This window comes from Clostridium rhizosphaerae (assembly GCF_016765585.1).
Classification (GTDB): Bacteria; Bacillota; Clostridia; order Clostridiales; family Clostridiaceae; genus Clostridium_AT; species Clostridium_AT rhizosphaerae.
Window position 1 is genome coordinate 737,620 of the sequence record NZ_JAESWC010000002.1, and the last position, 23,188, is coordinate 760,807.

A 23,188-nucleotide genomic window follows, 5' to 3' on the forward strand; every position below is an offset into this window, starting at 1 on the left:
AATTATACATTAAATCTTATTATTTTTAAATATACATGTCCAATGTTGTATTTAAAATAATTAATGGATAGTATGCTTTACACACTATCCATTAATTATTGAAAGCTATAGAACTATTCTACCCTAATATGTTTTCCTTTTAAAAGCTGCTTAACAACTTCATACAAAGCATCGCAATAGCTGCCTTGTAAATCAGAATCTGCCTCTGCATCTTTTCCATTTAAATCTGTCCATGCTATTTTAACTCTATATTTACCTGAAACTATCTCTGGTACTGGAAACTGACCAGTAAAGTCTTGAATTATTTCCATTAGCTCTCCAATCTTTAAAGCAAATCCATATTCTATAAGCATACCATCTTCATTTTTCATGCCTTTTCTATATTCTTCTCTTACATACTCTTTTGTTAATCCAGTTGCTAGAGATAGAAGTGCTATTCTATCTTCAAAATCTACCTCTTTTAATTGACTAGCTAGTAAATGTTGTTTCATAATTTTCTCTCCTCTATACATATACTCATATAAAATTAATAATTAATTTTCGAATTATTCCTGTTTATAGGTCTATGATATCAACTAATAGAATTATTTGTCAATAATATTTATTGATTAGAACAATATTATTTTACAATTGTATTAATTGATTAAATTCTTGCCCTTTTTTAGATATTTTAAGAATATTTGTGTGTTTTTCTTTATACTTTTCAGAAAACTCTTTTGTTATGTTATAATCCTCTCTAAAATGCATAGGAATAAACACTTGCGGTTTCAAGTTATATATAAAGTAATCTGCTCCTAATGCATAACTCTCCTTAAGCCTTGAATCCACAGGAAAAAAAGCTATGTGTATATTTTCATTTCTAAGTTTTTCTATTTCCTTTTTAAAATTTTCCTCTTGCTTTCTGTTATCTTCATCACTTTCGTCATACCAATGCCACCAATTTAAATCTCCTGCATGAAATAATGTAATGTCATCCAGCTTAATTAAAAATGAAACTCCAAGATCAGTAGAACCAAAAGCTTTTATATCCACTTTATCAAGAGAAATGCTTTCATCCACTGATATTGTATACATATCAGCCGTCTTATTTTTAATATTTATATCACTGCTTAATATATACTTTATATTTGGATTTACTTCCTTCCACTTTAATATACTTTCATTATAATGATCTGGATGACTATGTGAAGCAAATACATATATAGGCTTATTTCCTGTCAAATCCTCTCTTCCTATAATGCCATCGGACGCATTTTTATTTTTAGTGTCTGAAGTTTGCAAAAAATAATCAAAAATCAGCACATGATTTTCTGTTTCTAGTTTAAAAGCACTATTATATAAATAATTTATCTTAACTTTTACTTCTCTCATTCTTAAACCACCTCAACTTGTATATATTTTTTATTATATCATCACTTTAATTTTTAATCCTAAAATCTTTTTAATACTTCTTTGATAAGTTATAATAATAGTTATGAAATAGGAAAGGAGTTTTATACTATGAAGTTTAAATTTGACCATAATAATATAAATGTTTTTAATCTTGAAAAAAGCGTTACATTTTATAAGGAAGCTTTAGGCTTTGAACCAGTTAGAACTTACGAACCAGATGATAAAAGCTTTAAACTTATTTATTTAGGCGATGGAGTTTCTGCTCATAGATTAGAATTGACTTGGCTTAGAGATAGAACTGAGCCATATAACTTAGGAGATAATGAGATTCATCTTTGCGTTACAGTAGATGACTATGAAGAAGCTCATGAACTTCATAAAAGAATGAACTGCATCTGTTACGAAAATTACGGCATGGGACTTTATTTTATAAATGACCCAGACGGCTATTGGATAGAAGTTCTTCCTGCAAACAGATAAAATAAAAGCTGCTGATGCAAAACGCACCAGCAGTTTTTATAGTTTGTTTTATATTGCTATCATTATTGTTCTACAGCATTATCAGTTGGAGCTGCTGCATTTGCAGTTGCTTTATCAATAACTACTTGTATTTTTTGAATTGTAGTATTTCCTGAAGTATCTACAGCTTTTAGTTCTATCCAGCTGTTATTGGTTACATTGAGATTATAACTGAAAGTCTTTTCTACACCTGTTCCAAGAGCTGAAGTTAAGTTCAATACTTGGTTTCCATTGATATAGAATCTGCAGCCAAAAGTATTGTCAGTAACCTTTCCTGTTAAAGTAACAGCTTTCTTAGTTACGTGAAGCTTTCCGTCATCACCCAACTTATTATCCAAAACTATAACTGGGCCTACTGAATCGCAAACTACCTTCTTAGCATAATCTGCTAGAGTGTTGCCTTGGAAATCCTTAACAACTACAGATACCGCATTCATGCCTTCATTTAGTTTAACTGCAGCACTAAAGGTTAAATCAGGATTAATTGTAGCTGCTGTACCGTTAACAGTTAAGCTTGCTACTGCAGCATTTATTTTACCTGAAACTGTGAAATCAGGTTTATTTACCTGCATTCCGCTTTCAAAATTGTTAAAAGTCATGTTAAGAGGAAGATTAACTGAGAATTCTTTATCAGTTTCATTCATAGCATTATCTAATGCAGATATAGCTATTCTGTTTTCCCCTGCAGCTAAAGTTACATCGCAGCTGAATACTCCGTTTGAATCCTTTTTAATCTTGGAGTCGTCAACTCTTTGACCATTTAAGAATACCCATGGATTTGCTGGATCTACACCAGAAAGTGCATCATTTTCAGTCCACTTTAAGGTATATGCTGATGAATCAGACTTATCTGAGGAAGTTAACTGTACGTCTGGACCAACTGTATCAACTTTTACCGGCATAGTTAAAGTTTGAGGCTTAGCTCCACTAAAGTCAATTTTACTTGTAACTCTAATTGAGTATTGTCCGTCTTTAACCTTGTCATTATTTCCAGTCTTGCTGTTAAATACTGTTCCATCCCACATCCACGCATTATCCATCCTTCCAAAAGCACCTTTAGAATTTTCAGAAGTATAGTTATCTTTTCTAATTAATTCATCTTGAGATATAGTTCTTATAACTTTATTGTTTGAATCAAGAACATCAATATTCATATTTTTGATATTTCTCAACAGATATAACTTTGGAATTACATTATCATAATATCCATCGTTATTTGGTGAAATAGCAATTTGATTTGGGTCTATTATAGGATTACCATACTTATCTTTTCCCTGGTATCCTAAGTAGTAATATCCACCTAGCATATTTGTTAATTGAGTTGTTATACCAAAGTTACTGTTTGAATCCCATATTGGCTTATCAATGGTATCTGGCTTAGACCAGCTTCCATAGAATCCCATGTAAGGTACTGAAAGTGATGGTACTGAAGCATCTTTGCTGACAAACTTCACATAACCCTCAACAAACTGTTCTGTTGCAAAATTATCTGGCAAATTAATTGTTACTTTTACACTTGCTGCTCCATTTGCAGGTACTTTTACAGTGCTCTTGTCAAAAGTAACTGTTGCACCTTCAATAGCTACATCATAGCTCATCTTACTTAAGAAATCACTATATTCAGTATATGCTCCACCCATATTATCCAAAGTATAGGTTACTGCTTTATTTCCAAGATTTCTTAACTGAAGATTAAAGCTCTTAGTCTTACCTATTTCCTTTAAAGCAGCTGCTGCTTCAAAGTCATCGGTAGTAACTGTAACCTTATTCTTTATAGCATTTTCAATTTGAACTAAGCCAGCTCCTTGTCTTCTTGGTGAGAAAGGAACTTTTGTATTATTCTTATCCATCTCTACTTTAGCTGTATTCATTGCGGAAATCTTAGCTAGATCAACTATCATTCTAGTTCCTGCCAGTTCTGGATTAACTTTCTTTAATCCCTGCATAATAAGAGCTTCTGATCCAGCAGTATGAGGTGAAGCCATAGAAGTTCCGCTCATTGTTTCATATTTATTATTATTAACGGTTGAATATATGTTACCACCAGGTGCAGAAATCTGAGGTTTAAAGTCTAAGTTTGGAGTTGGTCCCCAGGAAGTAAAGTCAGACATATCATTAGTTGCAGGGTTTGCAACTTGAGTAACTGCGCCATTAAAGGAAATAGTAACACCTGAAGAAATAAGTGATACAAGTTTAACACCATCAGTGTTGCCAATAAAAATTGATGGAATCTTAACTCTTGTATCTGTTGCCATTGAAACATAAGAGTCACCGCCGTCAGCTCTTTCTGCTGTACTTTGATTATAAACAACTACACCAGCAGCTCCTGCAGCCTGAGCATTTAGTTTCTTAGTTACAAAGTCTAATGTTCCTCTCTTTATAAGAGCTATTTTACCTTTTAAATCTTTTCCTGCAAAATCAGAAGTTTGACCAATTCCACAATCAACCAACTGATATGCTCCTTTTAGTGTACCAACTGGATCTATTTCTGAAGTGAAGTAAGCTACCGGCTTTGTTCCGCCAGTATAATCAAAGCCAACGCAAGTTATATTTGTATTTTCATAGGAAGCTACACATAAAGAGTCCTTTGCAAGTCCTGGAGAACCTACCATTGCAGTATCTACTACACCAGGCATCTTATATGGATAGGTTGAATTATAATTGTTTCCTGCAGAAATAACTACTTGGACACCTGCATCTGCAGCTTCTTTAACAGCTAATTGCTCTGGATCATCTGGATCCTGGAAACCTGCTGGTGAGCCTAAACTCATATTAATAACATCTGCTTTATGTTCAACAGAGGATTCAATAGCAGCAACTAAGTCATCTGTATATGCTCCTGTGTTATTAGGGTCATTTGAAAATACTTTCATAGCTAAAAGCTGAGCTTCCGGAGCTACACCTTGTATAGCTTGATTTGTATCTACTTGAGCTTTCTTTCCATTAGCTGCAACTATACCTGCAACGTGCATACCATGCATGCTGGATGTTAAGTCCTTAACTTCCTGATTGTTATCAGCAAAGTTATAGCCATATGGAACCTTATCTGAATAGAATTTGCCTTTATCATCAGCTGTTAAAACGTTATCCTTATTTAAAGCATCCTTTGAAGTATTTGTTATTCTCATGTCTTTATGAGTAAAATCAATACCTGTGTCAATTATAGCAACAACCATGCCTTCGCCTTTAAGCTTTAAGTCATTCCAAGTATCATAAGCTTGTGTTAGAGCTTTAGCTGAAGTCATGTCTGGTTTATACACTCTGGCCTCAGTTACTTTTTTAACACCAGTCATCTTCTTAATATTTGCTATTTCGCTTCTTTTAACCTCCATACTGAAGCCATTAAAAGCTGTATCATATTCATGTCTTATTTTTGCTGACTTAAGATTACTTGCTTTTTTTATAATATCTTTCTTTTTATTTTGTGCTGCCTTTAAAGCATTATCTGCTGCCTTTGTAGCATGATTTTGTATTCTTACACCATCTTCAGCAATATTAGCTTCTAGGCCTTGTCTTTTAAGTACCGGCGAATCTTCAAGCTGAACAATAACTCTTACATCATCATTCGGATTAGTACTTTCTACAGGTAAATTGTCATTAAAAGTTTCCTTAACTCCATATTTACTTGAAAGCCAATTTAAAGTATCCTTTTGCGAAACTTCCTGAGCAGCAGCTTTCTTCTGCTCATTGATTATCTTTTGATCAAGCCCCGGTGTCACAGCTTTTACCTTGCTTGTCCCAGTTCCTGTTGCGAGTGAAAACATTACTGCAGCAGTAGCCATAATAGAAACAAGTTTTTGGTTTCTAGCCTTCATTTAATCTACCCCCTGTTTATTTTTATTTACGAAAGTAGGAATTAGCCCCTCTAACTCTTACATTCATATTTATGATAAATTATATTAGAATATGTAAATTTTTTCCATAGCGTATCTTGTTGAAAGCTCCAAACATTTTTTCTTATTTTTATACAATAGATTTCCGAAAATTAAATATAAACGCAAAGAAAGTCAAGTAAAGCTGTTTGCTGTACTTGACTTTCTATATACTTATATTTTATTCCTAATTTCACTTTATTTTGATAAATTATCAAAGAGTTTTTCCTTATAACTATTATCAAACTGCTTATTTCTAAGCATTTCGATTTCATATTTATAAGGAGCCTTTTTATCCTCTGAATCATTTGATACATAAGGAGTTTCTAATATCTTAGGTATATGTTTTAATGCTTCATGATTAGCCACATAATTTAACGCCTCAAAACCTATATATCCCATACCTATGTTTTCATGTCTGTCTTTTCTTGCGCCTAAAGGGTTTTTACTATCATTTAAATGTATTACCCTAAGCCTGTCAAGACCTATAATTTTATCAAACTCTTCTAAAATGCCGTCAAAATTATTTACAACATCGTAACCTGCATCATTTATATGGCATGTATCGAGACAAACACTCAGCTTTTCATTATAAGTCACACCCTCAATTATCTGCGCAAGCTGCTCAAAGGTTCTCCCGCATTCTGAACCCTTTCCTGCCATAGTTTCAAGCGCGATATGAACCTGCTGCTCCCTCGTAATAACTTCATTTAATCCCTTAATTATCTGCTGTATGCCCTTTTCATCACCGGCACCAACATGAGCTCCAGGATGTAAAACAATTTGCTTTGCTTTTTTAATGGCTTCTGTTCTTCTTATTTCTTCCTTTAAAAAACTTACAGCCAATTCAAAAGTCTCTGCCTTTTCGCTGTTACCCAAATTTATTATATATGGAGCATGAACAACGATTTCCTCTATTCCATTTTCCTCCATAGCCTTTAAAGCTTCTTCTATCTTTAAATCTTCAACAGGCTTTCTTGCAGTATTCTGTGGTGCCCCTGTATATATCATAAATGTATTTGCGCCATAAGAAAGAGCTTCCTCTACAGAACCTAACATCATTTTCTTTCCGCTCATGGATACATGAGATCCTATCTTTAGCATTAAATCACCTCTCTAAACTTTTGCAACATTAAATATCTAACAATAATTCTTATTTCCTATTATATCATATAGCGAAACAACTTCAACTATTAACTTATCAAACTGAAAACTGTTGAAGATCCAGCATTTTCAGTTTGTATAAATTAAGTTTACGTATCGTTTATCTATATAGAACTATCTTAACTTAAATTATTTTTTCTATAATTTATTTCCTAAGCCTTTACTTCATTAGAACTGCTCACTTTATTTACAAGCCAGTTCTTTCCTTCAACAATCCTTGTAACCATCATAGCACATACTGTGTTTCCTGTGGAGTTCAGAAGTGTAGCTGGCGCATCTATAATTGTGCTTATAACCGCAATTATAGGCAAAACTTCCGGTGGAAAACCATAGACGCTTAATATAAGCATTTCACCAATCATTCCACCTCCAGGAATAGCTCCCATTACTGCACCAACTAAATATGATGCAAATATTATACCAACTATAGCACTTAAGCTTTTCATATCCTTTCCATATAATCCGAAAAGAAATGTAATCTTCATCACACCTCCAATTACGGAACCATCCTTATGAGTATTAGCCCCAAGCGGTATAACAGTTTCTGATATGTCCTCTGGGACGCCCATTTTTTTTGTATATTCAAGATTTACAGGTATACAAGCTGCACTTGAGCATGTTGCTAAAGCAGTTATAGACGGTGTTATGACATTTTTCCAGTAAACTGCTATTCCTTCTCTTCCACCTGCCAAAAATGCATATAAAGTTAATATTCCAAAATACAAAATTACTGAAAGCAGCAAATATAGAACAAAAACTCTTAAATAACCCTGCAATATCTGAGTTCCAAGCTGACCTATAACAGAAGCAAAATAGCAGCCAAGTCCAATTGGAGCATAATACATTATAATATCCACGAATTTCATCATAACTTCAGAGCCAGCTTTTAAAAATTTAGCAACCGGCTCAGCCTTTTCTTTTACCAAGGCTGTTGAAATTCCAAATAATAAAGAGAACACAATAAGCTGAAGCATATTCTTTCTTGAAAACACATTCATAAAATCTGATACAGTAAAAGTGTTAACTATCTGCTGAAGTACTCCTGCCTTTTCAGCCTTGGGTGCTTCACCAGCAGAAGCCATAAGCTTTTGTATTATTCCATGATCTATTCCCTTTGTAGGGTTTATCAAAACTGCTCCGATTACTCCAATAATTGCGGCTATTAAGGCTGTGGCAGTAAACACAATTATCACGCTTCCCATTATCTTCCCAAGCCTCTTCATACTTGCCATATTAGCGATTGCAGAAGAAACACTGAAAAATACAAGAGGTACTATTATTGTAAACATTAAATTTAAAAACAAATTTCCAAAAGGCTCCAGCACTGCTGCTTTGGGTCCCATTACAGCTCCTGTAATTCCACCTAATAATACAGAGCCGAGTAAAATAATAGAAGATTTATAATTTTTTAATAAGCTCATCTTTTTCCTCCTAAATATATATCATTATTTCTAATTAATATTATATCAACAAATTTTACTAGATACATAACCAATATTGCTCTAAACCCCGCAAAAAGTGCTATATTATTTTATATATAGTTCAATAAATTTCTTACATTGATACTGTCACAAAATATCTAATCTTCAAGGAATTTGGGAACGTCATTAATGTATTAGAACTTTTACATTATATATAATAAAAAAGGAATACAAATTTCATAAAATATGCTAAAATGAAGAACAATAAATACAGTATATTTATATTGAAAACAGAAAGAGGTAATGAACTTGATTCAAATTGGTGATTTTAATAAATTGAAAATTATAAGACAAACTGACTTTGGCTACTTTTTAGATGCTGGAACCGGAAACTCTAAGGATGATATACTTCTTCCCAATAATAGCACCTTAGGTAATGAGCTTAATGTTGATGATGAAGTAGATGTCTTTATATATAGAGATTCAAAGGACAGATTAATTGCAACCTTAGAAAAGCCTCTTGCAAAGGTCTCTGATTTAGCATATCTTAAGGTTGTTGCTACTACTAAAATCGGCAGCTTCATAGATTTCGGACTTGATAAGGATATACTTGTGCCCTTAAAAGAAAGACTTTACGGACTTTCAGATGGTAAATTCTATTTATTTTATATATATCTGGATAAGACAGGAAGAATAGCCGCAACAACCAACATAGACAGGTATCTTGATATTACAGACAAATACAAAGTTGGTGATACAGTTAAAGGAACTGTTTATGGCTTTCAAACCAATAAAAGCGTCATGATAGCTGTAGACAACATGTATAGAGGCGTTATTTTAAACAATGAATATTTTAACGATGTTCATCATGGAGATGTGCTAGAACTAACGGTTAATAAAATTTACGAAGAAGGCAAATTAGGTCTTTCAACAAGAAAATCTGCTAAAACTGAAGTAAGTGAACTTCAAGAAAAAATATTAGCTTATCTAAAAGAACATGATGGTTTTATGGCATTTAATGATAAGACTTCTCCCGAAGTAATATATGAAGCTTTTCATATTAGCAAAAACTACTTTAAACAAGCTTTAGGCAGGCTTATGAAAAAAAACTTGATTGAGCAAAATGAAAACGGAACAAAAATAAAGTAAAAATATCTTACATACTTAGCCTTTAATCAGTTAAAAATATAAGTGTTAAATTTTTTACTGATAAGCTGGCTCTTGATAAAGATTCCAGTGAAAGGAGACTAATTATGAGTAAAGGTGAAAATCAAGCTAAAAACGCTAAAGCAAATAAAACTCCAAGCAATAATAAAGGAAACAGCATGAGCATGAATACGGCTCAAACTACACGTACAGACAAAAATCCAAATCCAAAAGTATAATATATGCAATGTAACAACTGTATTGCATTGCACACTGTTAATGGGTATAACTTTCAGGTTATGCCCTTTTGTTTTACCCAAAATACAATAAGAACTATATGTGAAATGTAATTATTTTCAATAAACAGTGGCATACTATTCTTAGTTTTAAATGTAAAGCAAAAGGTGGTAATTTTATGGATATTAATATTATAGGCGTCCCTATCTTTTACGGTGCCGATAAAAGAGGACCTGAATATGGACCGGAAAAGCTTAGAGAAAAAAATATTGTAGAAGTTATAGGAAAATATAATCACAGAGTATTTGATTTTGGAGATCTTTTTGTGCCCCAGGTTAAAGAATACAATAAATTTTTCTCACATCCCAATATGAAATACCTTGATCCTATAGTACAGGTAAATAATAATCTTGCTCATATTGTTTATTCCTCAATTAAAAGCGGCAGTTTTCCATTAATAATCGGCGGCGATCATTCCATAGGTCTTGGCAGTGTTGCAGGAGTGAGCAGAGCAAGCAAAAAATTTGCTGTAGTATGGGTAGATGCTCATGGTGATATAAACACCCATGAAACCAGTGAAAGTGCTAACGTGCACGGCATGTCGCTAGCTAAAGCAATGGGAATTGGCTACCCTGACCTTGTAGATGTTTATTTTAAAGGAAAAAAGGTAGAAAATGAACATGTATATATTGTTGGAGCAAGAGACCTTGATAAGGGGGAATATGATTTAATAAAGAAAGAAGATCTTAACGTTTATACTGCAAAGCGAATTCATGAATATGGACTTGAATATGTTGTTAATGAAGTAATGAATAATTTAAAGAAAAAAGATATCGATACAATTCATTTAAGCTTCGATTTAGACTTTATTGACGCTCAATTTGTGCCAGGGACTGGGACACCAGTACCTGACGGCATGACTATAGATGAGGCAAAAATTCTTTTAAGGATTTTCGCTGAAAGCGGACTTGTAAAATCCATGGATTTCGTTGAACTTAATCCTTTGTTAGATAGAAATGATATGACAGCTGACTTAGCAATAGATTTATTAGATTGGACCTTTAAATATATGGCATAGGAAAATTGTTCTAATAATTTATAATAAATAAGCAAATACTATAGCTATAAAATTAAGCAAAGGAGATTATACAATGGATAAAAGCAATGTGCTAAACTTATTTTGTGAAACCTATGCAATAGGGGCAGATGAAGTAAAGGTTACGGATTTCACTGATCATTCAATGTCTGTAGAAATAGAAAATCAACCTTTTCATTATACCTATTCAATAGTTAACAATGTAATCCGATTTAAACCTGTAGAAGAATAACTTATAAGGTTAAAAACACTATTTTGATCTAAAAGCAAAATAGTGTTTTTTTATTTTTATAGTTATACTTTTTAAGCTAAATTAATAAAATTTATAATATATAGTTGAAACTTTTTATCTATAATTATATTTTACATTTGCAGGAGGCTGTTATGAAAAAATACGTTATTTGTAAAGTTTGCGGTTTTATTATGGAAGAAAAGGACTTAAAGGATGTATGCCCTGCGTGCGGCGTTCCTAAAACCGCTTTTGTGGAGTACAAAAGCAAGGTAAGCGAAAAAAGGGAAAATTTTTTAAATCTTCATCTTCACCCTATCACAGTACATTTTCCAGAGGCAATAGCAGTGTTTTCTACAGGCTTTTTAATACTTTCCTTTTTACTATCAGGAAGTTTTTCAGAAAACCTGTTAACAACTGTAAAAATTTTATCTATCTTCTTTCCTATTACGGTTTTAATAGCTATTATAAGCGGCATTTACGATGGAAAAGTTAGATTCAAAAAGCTGTCTCCACCCTACTTAAAAATTAAAATATATCTTGGAATTATACTTTTTGTATCTTCTATACTTACTATAGTCTTAATTGAGACAAGTTTTAGAACTTTACCAGAAAAAGCTATTGTATTTGTTTTATCTATTGTTAATCTTGCAACCTGTACCGCTTTAGGAAAAATAGGAGGAAAATTAACTGACTCTAAAATGCCAGGCTAAGCCATGCTTCTCAAGGATTTGAATGTATATTCAGATCCTTTTTTATTTATTCTACTGCAAACCAGCATGGCTTCAGTAAATATATAAATATTTAAATATTTTTATAGGTTTATATTTAAATATGTGAATAATAATAAGGCTATTACTTGCTTTTAGTAAAGGCCTGTTTAAGAAGAGCGTTGAAACAAACATATTTTTTGCATTGTAGAAAGCATTAGTGCCAATATTAATAAGGCTTTGAATAACATGCAGCAATCCAACATGTTTCTTTAACAAAGGCATAAATAAAATTCACTCATAATTCTTAAAAATTTATGTAGACATATGCCGAAAATTTGTTTAAAATATAATCTGTTTCCTGTTTTTTTATAGTATTAATTAAAAGGAAACATTATTAACCTATACTTTATACAGCAAAGGAATGCTAGGAGGAATGATACATGGCACTACATATTATAGGGATGCCTATAAGCTACGGAGCTTCTAAAAAGGGAAGCAATCTAGGACCAGATAAATTTAGAGAATTAAAAGTAGAAGATTTATTAAGAGAAATGAATTTTGATGTTTGCGACTTAGGTAATATAGAAGTTGCAGAAGTTAATGATGACCATATTTACAGATGTGATCAAAAATTAAAGTTTTATGATGTGGTGGTAGATGCTAACACAAAGCTTGCTTTTAAAGTGTATGACTCTATCTCAAGTGGAAATTTTCCTTTAGTTCTTGGAGGAGACCACAGCCTTGGAATTGGCAGTATTGCAGGAGTGAGCAAACAGTATAAAAATCTGGGCGTAGTTTGGATTGACGCTCATGGTGATTTAAATACTCGTGAAACTTCTGAAACAGGAAATATACATGGCATGCCGCTGGCAGCATCAATAGGTAAAGGACCAGACAAATTGGTTAATCTGTTTGAACATAGAATAAAAGTAAAAGATGAAAATGTTGTACACATAGCAGGAAGAGATTTGGATCCAGGTGAAGTTGCTTTAATAGATAATTCTAAAATTAATGCCTTCAAAATGGACAAGGTATATGAATATGGAATAGAAAAAGTAATGGAAGAAAGCATATCCTATCTTAAGGAAAGAGTTGATGCTGTTCACGTAAGCTTTGATATAGATTCCATTGACTCCAGTTACGTTCCTGGTACAGGTACACCAGTTAGAAACGGTCTAACCATAGAAGAAGCAAAAAAGGTACTAATAGCTTTAGCTTCTTCTGGACTTATGGTTTCCTTGGACTTAGTAGAACTAAATCCTGAACTCGATGATAACAATAAAACTGCTGATCTATATATAGAACTTATAAGGTGCATTTTTGAAAACTACAGTTCAAATATAAACAATCAGTTAATGCTAGGTTAAAACAAAAAAAGGGTACATCAAAAACAGTATTATTAAATTTTGATGTACTCTTTATTTTTACTAATTTTTAACTTTCATAATCCCCTGTTTTATAGGAAAACTATATTTATCAAACTATTAATTGGAGGCTTAAAAATGAAAAAGAATATTAAATTATCTGATGACAAATTAAGACAAATAGTAGATGGATTTAGTTTAGATAATTCAAGAAAAAGCAAAGAACTTGATTCTTTTGTAACTACTGACCAAGGAGTTTATTATTTTCCTGATGATAAAGCAGAAATTTTAAAAAAGGAAAAATAAGTATAAGTTCCCACATTTACTTATAAATCTATTGACAATAAATGAATGATCATTTATTATAGAAGTAGAATTGAGGTGAGTAAATGAGAAAAAAAGATGATGAGAAGCAAAGAAATATTAAAAAGGCTGTAGTTAAATTAATACTGGAAGAGGGTTTTCACGGAACTTCTATGTCAAAGATTGCTAAGGAAGCTGGTGTTTCCCCTGCTACAGTTTATATATACTATCAAAACAAAGACACAATGCTTCAAGATATATACCTTGAATACTATGAAGAAATTTACTATCATTTACTCAGTAAAATAACTGATGATATGTCTGGTAATCAGCTCATTGAAATATTAATTAGAAGCTACTATGCATATATCCATGAAAATAAAGATATATTTAATTTCGTTGAGCAATTTTCCAGCTGCCCTGTATTGATAAATCAGTGCAAGGTAATGAAAGGAAAGTATCCTATTTATAAACTATTTGAAGATATGAAAGAGAAAAAAGCCATTAAGAATGTTAGAAATGATAATCTTTTAGCTTTTATGTTCTCTCCAATTAAATCTATTTCTGAGAAGCACTGCAGCTCTGAAGAAGAAAAGCTTATAATGCTTGAAGAAATGATTAAAATAGTTCAAGAAGCCCTGCTCCTGTAATTAATCATTCAATTATAATAGCGAGACTAATTTATGATGCATATATTATAAGGTAATCTCATTAAACTTTTTGCTATTATTAAACGAACATTCAGTTATTATATTAAAGGAAAGGTAGTTTTTATGATATTTAAGAAATTAGATTTAGAAGATAAAAAAATAATAGACAGCTATATTTACCCTTATAAATTTTTAAGCTGCGAATATTCTTTTACAAGCTTATACATTTGGAAAGATGCCTGTGATATACAGTACTGTATATATAAAAATGCTTTAATCTTAAAAAAGAAAGACTTTGAAGGCAATTATCATTTTATGCAGCCTTTAGGCTATACTAAAGAAAACTTATTGGAAATTATAGAAGTACTTAAAACATATAAAGAAAAAGCTTCAATGGAGTACTTATTTAAAGATTTAGAAGAAAGCTTTATTAATGAAGTTAAAACTTTACTTCATGCTAATGATGAACTTTGTATAGAAGAAGACAGAGATAATTTTGACTATCTTTACGAAGCTCAAAAGCTCATGACTTTCTCAGGGAAAAAACTTCATGCAAAAAAGAATCACTATAACTATTTTATAAAGAATTACAACTATGAGGTTGTTGATATATGCGGTGAGAAGGTCATTCAGGATGTTATTTTCGCAGCTTCAAAATGGTATGATGAGACTGAAGAAAAGGATGATAAGCTTTATTATGAGCTTATTTCCATAAAAAACTTAGTAAACAATATGGAACTTCTAAACCTTGAAGGAATTGCAGTATATGTGGAGGGTAAAATAGCAGCTTTCAGCATTGGAGAAAGACTTAATGAAAAGCTTGCGGTAATTCACATAGAAAAAGGCGACAAAGACATAAATGGAGTATACAGCTTTATTGCACGAACCTTAATTGATAAATGCTTCAGTAATGCAGAAATAATTAATCGAGAGCAAGACCTAGGCATCGAAGGTCTTAGAAAAGCAAAAATGTCCTACTATCCATTAAAACTTGAAAAGAAATTTATTCTTAGTGTTTAAATAATTGAAAGCAGTAAAAGAGTTTATATCTTCTACTGCTTTTAAAACTTATAATTCAATTTTTCTTTAAATGAGCAATAATATTAGAGTTTGGAATACTTTCAAGTATATTTTTAACCCCATTGCTGTCAACGGCGGTAATTATAGATGTAGAAGGTCCGCTGGATTTATTGATGTCTACCTTAAATTGTTCTTCAAAATATAGTTTTAGTCTATTACTTTCAGCAAGCTGTTTGCATTCGTAAGCTATACCTTTAGATCCTACCGGCACTATCTCATAAACAAGATTATTATTTAACAGCTTATATATTGAACTATAATCTACAATTTCTGAATCTTCTTCAAGATTTATTTCGTCTCCAACCTTAGGAATACCTATGCTTATACATACAGCTTCATTTTTTACATTCTTAACTTTTAATTTATTGTTTTCTGCTATACCTATTACAGTTATACCTAACCCTGTACTAACTGTTGAAAAATTCTCTTCTGTACTGCCTGTAAGTACAACATCCTTTATTCCAGCCAAGCTTAATTCATGCTTGATTCCTTTAATTATTTCCTCTCCTGTAGTATTCATTTCATTGCACACTGTATCTGTTAATGTTATTATCTCAGCACCTGCACATATAACTTCCAATAAAGCTACTCTTGATATTAATTTTCCAACATAGAAAGGTGGTACCTTTAATATGTCTCCATCCTTAATGCCCACGGAACCACAGCTGTCACAGGCTATTACCATGGTCATTTTTTCATCTAATGTTATTAAACTTAAATCTCTTATTTTTCTGACTTCCATTGTTTAATGCTCCTTGGCAAAAATTTATACACCACAAGGGAAATAATTATATTTATTAAGGCTGCTAAAGATAATATTGGTATCATGGCAAGTATTGATTTCCCAACTATAGGGATAAGTATTATTACAGATATAGGACCGTTTATTGCCACGCCTATAACCGCAGCTATAACTAGTCCAAGGTTTTTGCTTATCTTTGAAAAAAAACGATAGGTTGTACCAAACAGTACCATCGTTACGGCCATATCAACCATAATAATTATATGTACAGGTAAAGTAAGAGGAAATCCGCTAATAGCAGCAGTTAAAATATGTCCTATTGCTCCTACTATAGCGCCATATAAAGGTCCTAATACTAATGTACATAGAAAACCTGGCATTGAATCAAAAGCTATGCTTCCTGCTATTTTGATATTTGCACCTATAAAGCTTAGTGCAATAAAAAGTGATAATATAATTAATTTTTTTGTTTTCATAATTTCAACCTCTTCTATCTTTTAAATTTTATACAAAGCTATGTATACAAGCATCACAAAAATTTCAACTATTTCATTATTTGCGCCTAATAGATCTCCAGTTAAACCGTTAATTTTACTTTCACTGTATTTATTTACTAACAGAGTTATGATTACAGCTGTAATAAACATAGCTGCTGTAACTTTTAAGCCAAGCATTATATAAATGATTGCTGCTGCTATAAAAGCAGAAATGGAAACTACAATTCCACTCATGTTTCCTACAAATAAATTGCCTGATCCAGTACTTTTTGCCGGCTTTCCCACAAAAGAAAGAAACACTATGCTAAATTTAGATATCACTGGTACAGCAATAATTATTAAGGCTGAACTATACTGAGAGGAATAGGCTAGAGAATTAACTTTAAGCATAATATCCATTACTATAGCAATACAGGCAAAGGTTCCTATCCTGCTGTCCTTCATTATCTCTATTATCCTATCCTTGCCCTTAAAGGCATAAAAACCATCACATGTATCTCCCAAGCCGTCTACGTGAAGAGCACCTGTAACTAAAATTCCCGATAGAACAGCAAAAATGGCTGCTATGCCTAAAGAAGTAACCTTAAAAAATAACATATATATAAGCCACTGTATTCCTCCCACAATAAAGCCTACCAAAGGCAAAAAAATAGCTCCTCTTTTAAAGTTTTCCTTCTCACATTTTAGACTGATATTTACAGGTATTCTTGTTAAGAACTGAAACATCAGTAAAAAATCATTAACATATTTATTCATTGTATTATATTCCTTTCAATACTTATTTACTAAACAATTCTATTTTACATGACTAATACTGTCAATGAATAAATTTCCATACTCATATTTTATTATGCTTATATCGCAATTTTTAGACGAGAACTTCCAATACAAATCAAGATTTCCCTCAAGCACGCAGCAATAAATTGTTCTTATAACACCACCATGGGTTACAACAAGCACATTTTCCTGTTCCTTATGAAGAATATCCTCCAAAAACTCCTTAATCCTGCTGTAAAATTGCCTGTAACTTTCACCTCCCGGAGGCGCAAACTCCTTCCAGTTCTCATTCCACATTTCATATTCTGATGGAAATTCCTTTTGTATTTGTTCATAATTCTTTCCTTCAAATTTTCCAAAATCTATTTCATTTATTCTCTTATCTGTAATTAGGTTTAAATCTCCATTATTTAAAGCAAATTCTGCTGTTTCTCTAGTTCTTTTCCTCTCGCTTATATAAATACTGTTAAACTTTATTTCTTTTAATAACTCTCCTGCCCTTTTACTTTGATCTATACCTACTTCATTTAAGCTTACATCAAGCTTACCATAATAAAACCTGCTTTTATTTTCCTCAGTTTCACCATGTCTTAATAAATATAATTGCATTAAGTTCATTTTCCTTTCATCTAATTGAAATAATAGGTTAAACTAATCTATATTCGAAGTTGTTTATGAAACACAAAAAATAAGGGAATGCTGGAAAACAGCAAAACCCAGCGTGCTATTGAATTTCTAGAAACATTTGATCAAGCAGTAATAAGACTTTAATTTTAAAATTATTAGTCTTATCTGCGTAACAAAAGTTTCTCAGAATTCAAATAACACGCGGTAGGTTTAAGCTGCTTTGCAATATCCCCTATTACCTTAATAGAGCATTTCTGAAATATTTATTTTAATTTAAACTTTAAATAATACTTTATTTTTCTAGATGCTGATGTTATCCGCTCTGCCTGTTCTTTAGTATAGTTTCCCTTCTCCAGGTCTTCTATGCTAAGATTTATACCTTGATGCTGCAAGAGTTTTGTAAGTATATACATTTCTGCATCATACTTTACTTTTACATCATCCACCAAAACTACTATTTTTCTGCCTAAATACAGAGCTTCTAATGCTTCTACCAGACTTTCAGTTGTACGCATTCCTTTACCTCCTGCCTTCTGTATGTAAATACAGCAGTTAGTACTGCATTTGCAATAATTTTTTAATGTTTCATAAAATTACTAGTATGTCTTAAGTATATAACTAAACATAGTATTCTACAATAATTTTATACAAATAATTAATAAAGTATTCTATTTTAAAAATGTGTAATAATATAATATTATGAAAATTGTTAATTATTAATTCTTTAATACTGCTTCATTCTTTGTTCCATTTTTTAGAGTTTTAGGGTATAATAATTGTTAAAAAGAAAACCAAATAAAATTCATTGTTATGGAGGTAGATTTAATGTTAGTTTCAGCAAAAGAGATGTTAATTAAGGCTAGAGATGGTAAATATGCTGTTGGTCAGTTTAATATCAATAACTTAGAGTGGACAAAAGCAATATTATTAACTGCTCAGGAAAATAACTCACCAGTAATTTTAGGAGTATCCGAAGGTGCTGGAAAATATATGGGTGGATATCATGCTGTTGTAGGAATGGTTAATGGCTTAATTAAAGACTTAAATATAACTGTTCCAGTTGCGACTCATTTAGACCATGGTTCATACGAAGGAGTTTTCAAAACTATTGAAGCTGGATTTTCATCAGTTATGTTTGATGGTTCACACTATCCAATAGCAGAAAACATTGAAAAGACAAAAGAGATTGTTAGAATAGCTGCTGAAAAAGGCTTATCAGTTGAAGCAGAAGTTGGTTCAATTGGTGGAGAAGAAGACGGTGTTGTAGGCGGTGGAGAGATAGCTGACCCAGCTGAATGTAAGCAAATTGCTGACTTAGGTGTTACAATGCTTGCTGCTGGTATCGGAAACATTCATGGAAAATATCCTGCAAACTGGAAAGGCTTAGATTTTGATACTTTAGCAAAAATTAAAGCTGTTGTTGGAGATATGCCATTAGTTTTACATGGTGGTACTGGAATTCCTGCAGATATGATTCAAAAAGCTATTTCACTAGGAGTTGCTAAAATAAATGTTAATACAGAATGTCAATTAGCATTTGCAGAAGCTACTCGTAAGTATATTGAATCCGGTAAAGATCTTCAAGGAAAAGGCTTTGACCCACGTAAGCTTTTAGCTCCTGGATTCGAAGCTATAAAGGCTACAGTTAAAGAAAAAATGGAGTTATTCGGTTCTGTAAATAAAGCATAATATTTAAGAACATAAGTAAAAGGAATACAGTTTTTCGACTGTATTCCTTTTATTTTTTCAATCCTTTTGCTTTTCCTACAGTGCCACCAAGCTTTTCCCAAAGGTAATTATGTTCCTCAACTGCGTTATTAAAATTACCAGTCTTCCAGTTATGAAGCATTGTTAATAGCTTTTCTTTATCACTGAAGCTTGACTTCATAACCTCCATTATTACTTTATTAAGTCTTTCCTCGTTAATTTCATCTTCTCCCCAAACTTCGTCAGCTACAATTTTGGTGTTTGCCATTCTATGCATATCATCATATACCTCTTTTTCTTCTCTGACTGCTACAGGATTATCCTTTTCTGAATTAGTATATTCAAAGCCCTTTTCTGTAACTTTAACTGTATCTTTAAATACCTCATTACTAACATTCTTAGGCTTCCAAAGCACAGAAATAGCAATAACTATTGCACATAATATTACAATAACAACTGATAAAATTTTTATAATCTTTATTTTCACTATGTTCCCCCCACAACTCATTTGCAATATTAACTTAATTATACAACCTTTGGAATAATTTTGAAACATATTATTTGAAATTCAAAACAAACAACATCGCAATTTTTAATTAAAAAAATCTTCTATACCGTATTGCAAATCAAGCTACATCGTAATATATTAATATAAAGATACCTTTAAGAGGAATGACAATTAATAATTGTCATGTACGTATAAGGAGTACAGAAGTCTTGAAGATTAATAATCTTCAAGGACAGTATAAGAAATGCGGGAGGGATATTAATGAAAAAGGTTGTTATGTACACATCAAGTACTTGACCACATTGTACTACTGCGAAGATGTATCTTCGAGAAAAAGGCATAAGCTATGAAGAAAAGAATATCAGCATAGATACTTCAGCCAGAGCTGAACTAATGAGAAGAGGAATTAGAGGTGTACCTGCCTTTATAATTGGAGAAGATTTGGTCGTAGGGCTTGATATGGACAGAATAGAAACTTTAATTGACTATAGAGTTGTCAATTGTCCAAAATGCCCAACAAGGCTTAGAGTGCCAAAGGATAAAGGCAAGATTACTGTATCGTGTCCTAATTGCTCATATGAATTTAAAATGAACAGCTAAAAATAATAAGGCTGTGAAGAAGTTTTTCGCATTTCTTTACAGCCTTATGAAATAAACAATTAGTTATTAACTATAGACTTCTTTAATCATTCCTTTCATAACCAACAAAAATTCCTTTAATCTATTCTCTTCTTCAACGCTTTTCACTTCAATTTCTTTAAAGACGTGATACAAAATTTCCTTCAATATTATATCTATATTGCTTTTATCAATACAAAGTGCCTCATCAAAGAAATATTGCTGAACAAGGTCTGGAGATTTTATAAATACCTCCTGCCATACTCTTATACATTTATCTTCTGATACACCCAGCAATGATTTTAAAGTTTTCTCAGACTTTTTAAGCTTTTTCAATGTCTTATTTAGTTTCTTATCTTCTATATCATTAATTGTTGCTTCGAATAAGCAAATAGCTCTTGAAATCTTTGATAATAAAAATGCTATATTTATATATTCTCTAGTTATAGAGTTTGCTTTTGATATTATGTTATTAGTTTGTATAAAAACATTGTCCTTCTCGATGAGCTGTTTATGCTCTTTTGCTAACATATACTGCCTGTCGTAAAGTGCAAGTTCCATAATATTCACCTCTTATTTTCTTTATAAGAATATACTAATACAAACAAACGTTCGCGTCAATATTTTTATATAAAAAAGAATTCAGCATATTGCTGAATCCTCTATTTCGATTACACTTTAAATTTTAAAATCTTGTACAATTTCACTTAATCTTTGAGCCATTTCAGCTTGAGCCTGAGCTGTATTTGCTACCTGCTCCATACCAATAGCAGCTTCATTAACTCCCGATTTTATACTCTCTGAATTTTCATTTGTCTTTTGAGCCTGCTGTGCCATTTCATCAATAGCATTGCTTACCTGTTCCATTGTTGCATTTATTTCACTGGACATTGAAGCAATATTATCTGAAATTCTTGCAAAGTATTCTGCATCGTTGTAATAATCATTTCCTATTTCTACAAATTTATTAAACTGCGGATTTACATCTTCTCTTATAAAAGTTAAAACCTCATTGCTATTTTGTCTAAGCTCAGAAACTGCTTCCTTTACTTCCTCAATAGTTTTGTGGATTTGAACTACTGCCTCAGAGGACATTTCAGCCAGCTTTCTAACCTCCTCAGCTACAACTGCAAAGCCTTTTCCCTGTTCCCCTGCTCTCGCTGCCTCTATTGCAGCATTAAGAGCTAGAAGGTTTGTCTGAGCAGCGATTCCGGATATAGTATCTGCCATAACCTTTATATTTTCAACTACTTCAGCCTTCTTAAGGGCTTGTTGAATCTTTACTTCATTTTCTGCATTTATATTTTTAATTCTCTCAAAGGAACGATTACTATTATCTTTAATCTCAATCGCTTTATCCTTTATAATTTCTACTCTCTGACTTCCTTCCAAAGCCTGCCCTGAAAGAACCTGCATACTACTGTTTACCTCTTCTGTACTTGCAGAAACCTCTTCTGTACCGGCGCTTGCCTCTTGAGCTGCCAAAGCTATTCCCACGGTATCTTTATTTATATCCTCAAGTTTAGCCGCCATTTCTTCTACCGTTGCGGATAACTCTTCACTACCTGCTCCTAAGTCCTGAACAGAATTTATAACTTCGCTAATAACAAGCCCTACTTGTTTTTGTGCTGCATTTAAAGCTCGTCCTATTTGCCCAAATTCGTCCTTTCTTGTTAGAGAAATAGAAGTTGAAAAGTCGGAATTTTTTAATCTCTCAGCAAAATCTCCTATTTTATTGAGAGGATTTATAATATTTTTGATAACAAGCAATGAAATAATAATACCTACTACAATCGATGCTATTACAGTTAATGCAAATATAATTACAGTTTTTCTAGAATTGATTTCATTTTCGTTTATAACTTTTTGAGCATCAGTTACATTATATTCTGCCAATTGCTTTAGATTTTTTTGAAAGCTATCTACTATTCCGCTTATGGCTTCAAATTTATCTAGAGCTTCCTTTTGCTTTCCGTCTAAAGCAAGCTTTAATACTTCTTGTCTTCCTTCTCTATATTTTGCTAAGTCACCTTCAACCGCAGGAATTAAATCCTTTTCAAATTTATCTAAATCTGAACCTTTATATTTTGAGAAGTTATCATCGTATTTTTTAACTCTATCGCTTATATCTTTTATCTTTACTTCTTGTTTATCCTTTTCTCCTGCATGAAGTATAATATAATCTATATCTGCTTCTATTGCTCTTGCCTGATTTCTATTGTCATTAAGATACTCTACTGAAAGGAGATTATTGCTGTATAACGACTTAATTTCTTTGTTGTTATCATACATATTTTTATAACCAATACCTGCAACTACTAAAATCATAATAAGCATTGTCAATGCCAAAGTAAATATCTTCGTTCTAACCTTTAAATTTTTAAATTTCATTTTAGCCTCCTGCTCTTATCAAGTTATTTATTATATTATACAGTATAATTCATGTGTTCTTCAACAATATTCTATCTTTTTCAACATTTCTTTGATGACTCTATGATTTTTCTTCGCCTAAATTTATGAATAAAA

At 31.9% G+C, this 23,188-nt stretch carries 24 protein-coding genes and 1 pseudogene; 12 read left to right on the forward strand and 13 right to left on the reverse strand.

Features of this window, described 5'->3' with window-relative positions:
- Positions 1 to 113: 113 nt before the first annotated feature.
- On the reverse strand, positions 114 to 491 hold the full coding sequence (locus JK636_RS06675; RefSeq protein ID WP_202748056.1) for a hypothetical protein: 378 nt from the start codon (positions 489 to 491) through the stop codon (positions 114 to 116).
- Positions 492 to 624: 133 nt separating this feature from the next.
- Positions 625 to 1,371, reverse strand: a complete 747-nt coding sequence (locus tag JK636_RS06680; RefSeq protein WP_202748057.1) for an MBL fold metallo-hydrolase — start codon at positions 1,369 to 1,371, stop codon at positions 625 to 627.
- A 129-nt stretch (positions 1,372 to 1,500) separates the two neighbouring features.
- Here JK636_RS06680 and JK636_RS06685 point away from each other — a divergent pair, with 129 nt between their 5' ends.
- Positions 1,501 to 1,872, forward strand: a complete 372-nt coding sequence (locus tag JK636_RS06685; protein WP_202748058.1) for a VOC family protein — start codon at positions 1,501 to 1,503, stop codon at positions 1,870 to 1,872.
- Positions 1,873 to 1,934: 62 nt separating this feature from the next.
- Here JK636_RS06685 and JK636_RS23825 read toward each other — a convergent pair whose 3' ends face one another.
- The 3 genes from JK636_RS23825 to JK636_RS06700 form a co-directional block, all read right to left on the reverse strand.
- Positions 1,935 to 5,726 (reverse strand): S8 family serine peptidase, encoded by a 3,792-nt coding sequence (locus JK636_RS23825; RefSeq protein WP_202748059.1) that lies wholly within the window; start codon positions 5,724 to 5,726, stop codon positions 1,935 to 1,937.
- A 255-nt stretch (positions 5,727 to 5,981) separates the two neighbouring features.
- Positions 5,982 to 6,887, reverse strand: a complete 906-nt coding sequence (locus JK636_RS06695) for a deoxyribonuclease IV (RefSeq protein WP_202748060.1) — start codon at positions 6,885 to 6,887, stop codon at positions 5,982 to 5,984.
- 212 nt (positions 6,888 to 7,099) lie between these two features.
- On the reverse strand, positions 7,100 to 8,368 hold the full coding sequence (locus JK636_RS06700) for a dicarboxylate/amino acid:cation symporter (protein WP_202748061.1): 1,269 nt from the start codon (positions 8,366 to 8,368) through the stop codon (positions 7,100 to 7,102).
- 309 nt (positions 8,369 to 8,677) lie between these two features.
- Between JK636_RS06700 and JK636_RS06705 the strand changes: the two genes are divergently transcribed.
- From JK636_RS06705 to JK636_RS06740, 9 genes are all read left to right on the forward strand, one after another.
- Positions 8,678 to 9,517, forward strand: coding sequence for a CvfB family protein (locus tag JK636_RS06705; protein WP_202748062.1), 840 nt, complete (start codon positions 8,678 to 8,680; stop codon positions 9,515 to 9,517).
- 104 nt (positions 9,518 to 9,621) lie between these two features.
- Complete coding sequence (locus tag JK636_RS23830) at positions 9,622 to 9,753, forward strand: hypothetical protein (protein WP_274601593.1); 132 nt, start codon at positions 9,622 to 9,624, stop codon at positions 9,751 to 9,753.
- Between the two features lie 176 nt (positions 9,754 to 9,929).
- Positions 9,930 to 10,829 carry an arginase gene (gene rocF / locus JK636_RS06710; protein WP_202748063.1) on the forward strand — a complete coding sequence of 300 codons (900 nt, stop codon included), beginning with the start codon at positions 9,930 to 9,932 and terminating at the stop codon, positions 10,827 to 10,829.
- Between the two features lie 73 nt (positions 10,830 to 10,902).
- Positions 10,903 to 11,079 carry a hypothetical protein gene (locus JK636_RS06715; RefSeq protein ID WP_202748064.1) on the forward strand — a complete coding sequence of 59 codons (177 nt, stop codon included), beginning with the start codon at positions 10,903 to 10,905 and terminating at the stop codon, positions 11,077 to 11,079.
- 152 nt (positions 11,080 to 11,231) lie between these two features.
- The gene (locus tag JK636_RS06720) at positions 11,232 to 11,789 is read left to right on the forward strand and encodes a rubredoxin-like domain-containing protein (RefSeq protein ID WP_202748065.1); all 558 of its coding nucleotides are present in this window, start codon (positions 11,232 to 11,234) and stop codon (positions 11,787 to 11,789) included.
- A gap of 440 nt (positions 11,790 to 12,229) precedes the next feature.
- A complete protein-coding gene (gene rocF, locus JK636_RS06725) occupies positions 12,230 to 13,156 on the forward strand; it encodes an arginase (protein ID WP_202748066.1) in 927 nt (308 codons plus the stop codon).
- Between the two features lie 135 nt (positions 13,157 to 13,291).
- Complete coding sequence (locus tag JK636_RS06730) at positions 13,292 to 13,459, forward strand: hypothetical protein (RefSeq protein ID WP_202748067.1); 168 nt, start codon at positions 13,292 to 13,294, stop codon at positions 13,457 to 13,459.
- An 83-nt stretch (positions 13,460 to 13,542) separates the two neighbouring features.
- Positions 13,543 to 14,106 (forward strand): TetR/AcrR family transcriptional regulator, encoded by a 564-nt coding sequence (locus tag JK636_RS06735; protein ID WP_202748068.1) that lies wholly within the window; start codon positions 13,543 to 13,545, stop codon positions 14,104 to 14,106.
- 123 nt (positions 14,107 to 14,229) lie between these two features.
- Positions 14,230 to 15,126 carry a DUF2156 domain-containing protein gene (locus tag JK636_RS06740; protein WP_202748069.1) on the forward strand — a complete coding sequence of 299 codons (897 nt, stop codon included), beginning with the start codon at positions 14,230 to 14,232 and terminating at the stop codon, positions 15,124 to 15,126.
- A gap of 55 nt (positions 15,127 to 15,181) precedes the next feature.
- On the opposite strand, the gene JK636_RS06745 is transcribed toward JK636_RS06740, so the two are convergent.
- The 5 genes from JK636_RS06745 to JK636_RS06765 form a co-directional block, all read right to left on the reverse strand.
- Positions 15,182 to 15,928 carry an AIR synthase related protein gene (locus tag JK636_RS06745; RefSeq protein WP_202748070.1) on the reverse strand — a complete coding sequence of 249 codons (747 nt, stop codon included), beginning with the start codon at positions 15,926 to 15,928 and terminating at the stop codon, positions 15,182 to 15,184.
- Positions 15,910 to 16,404 (reverse strand): ECF transporter S component, encoded by a 495-nt coding sequence (locus JK636_RS06750; RefSeq protein WP_202748071.1) that lies wholly within the window; start codon positions 16,402 to 16,404, stop codon positions 15,910 to 15,912. The genes JK636_RS06745 and JK636_RS06750 overlap by 19 nt, the downstream gene beginning before the upstream one ends.
- A 21-nt stretch (positions 16,405 to 16,425) precedes the next feature.
- Positions 16,426 to 17,181 (reverse strand): adenosylcobinamide-GDP ribazoletransferase, encoded by a 756-nt coding sequence (cobS, locus tag JK636_RS06755; protein WP_202748072.1) that lies wholly within the window; start codon positions 17,179 to 17,181, stop codon positions 16,426 to 16,428.
- Between the two features lie 39 nt (positions 17,182 to 17,220).
- Complete coding sequence (cobC, locus tag JK636_RS06760) at positions 17,221 to 17,811, reverse strand: alpha-ribazole phosphatase (RefSeq protein WP_202748073.1); 591 nt, start codon at positions 17,809 to 17,811, stop codon at positions 17,221 to 17,223.
- 281 nt (positions 17,812 to 18,092) lie between these two features.
- Positions 18,093 to 18,344, reverse strand: a complete 252-nt coding sequence (locus JK636_RS06765) for a hypothetical protein (RefSeq protein ID WP_202748074.1) — start codon at positions 18,342 to 18,344, stop codon at positions 18,093 to 18,095.
- A 310-nt stretch (positions 18,345 to 18,654) separates the two neighbouring features.
- Between JK636_RS06765 and fba the strand changes: the two genes are divergently transcribed.
- Positions 18,655 to 19,518: a class II fructose-1,6-bisphosphate aldolase gene (gene fba, locus JK636_RS06770; RefSeq protein WP_202748075.1), complete on the forward strand. Its 864-nt coding sequence runs from the start codon at positions 18,655 to 18,657 to the stop codon at positions 19,516 to 19,518.
- Positions 19,519 to 19,567: 49 nt separating this feature from the next.
- Here the strand turns inward: fba and JK636_RS24005 are convergent, their stop codons facing one another.
- Positions 19,568 to 20,023, reverse strand: coding sequence for a DUF6241 domain-containing protein (locus JK636_RS24005; RefSeq protein WP_202748076.1), 456 nt, complete (start codon positions 20,021 to 20,023; stop codon positions 19,568 to 19,570).
- A gap of 330 nt (positions 20,024 to 20,353) precedes the next feature.
- On the opposite strand from JK636_RS24005, the pseudogene JK636_RS06780 reads away from it, so the two are divergent.
- Positions 20,354 to 20,644, forward strand: a pseudogene (locus JK636_RS06780) (glutaredoxin domain-containing protein); the annotation flags it as partial.
- A 66-nt stretch (positions 20,645 to 20,710) separates the two neighbouring features.
- Here JK636_RS06780 and JK636_RS06785 read toward each other — a convergent pair.
- Positions 20,711 to 21,223 (reverse strand): hypothetical protein, encoded by a 513-nt coding sequence (locus JK636_RS06785; protein ID WP_202748078.1) that lies wholly within the window; start codon positions 21,221 to 21,223, stop codon positions 20,711 to 20,713.
- Positions 21,224 to 21,340: 117 nt separating this feature from the next.
- Positions 21,341 to 23,053 carry a methyl-accepting chemotaxis protein gene (locus JK636_RS06790; protein ID WP_202748079.1) on the reverse strand — a complete coding sequence of 571 codons (1,713 nt, stop codon included), beginning with the start codon at positions 23,051 to 23,053 and terminating at the stop codon, positions 21,341 to 21,343.
- Positions 23,054 to 23,188: the final 135 nt, after the last annotated feature.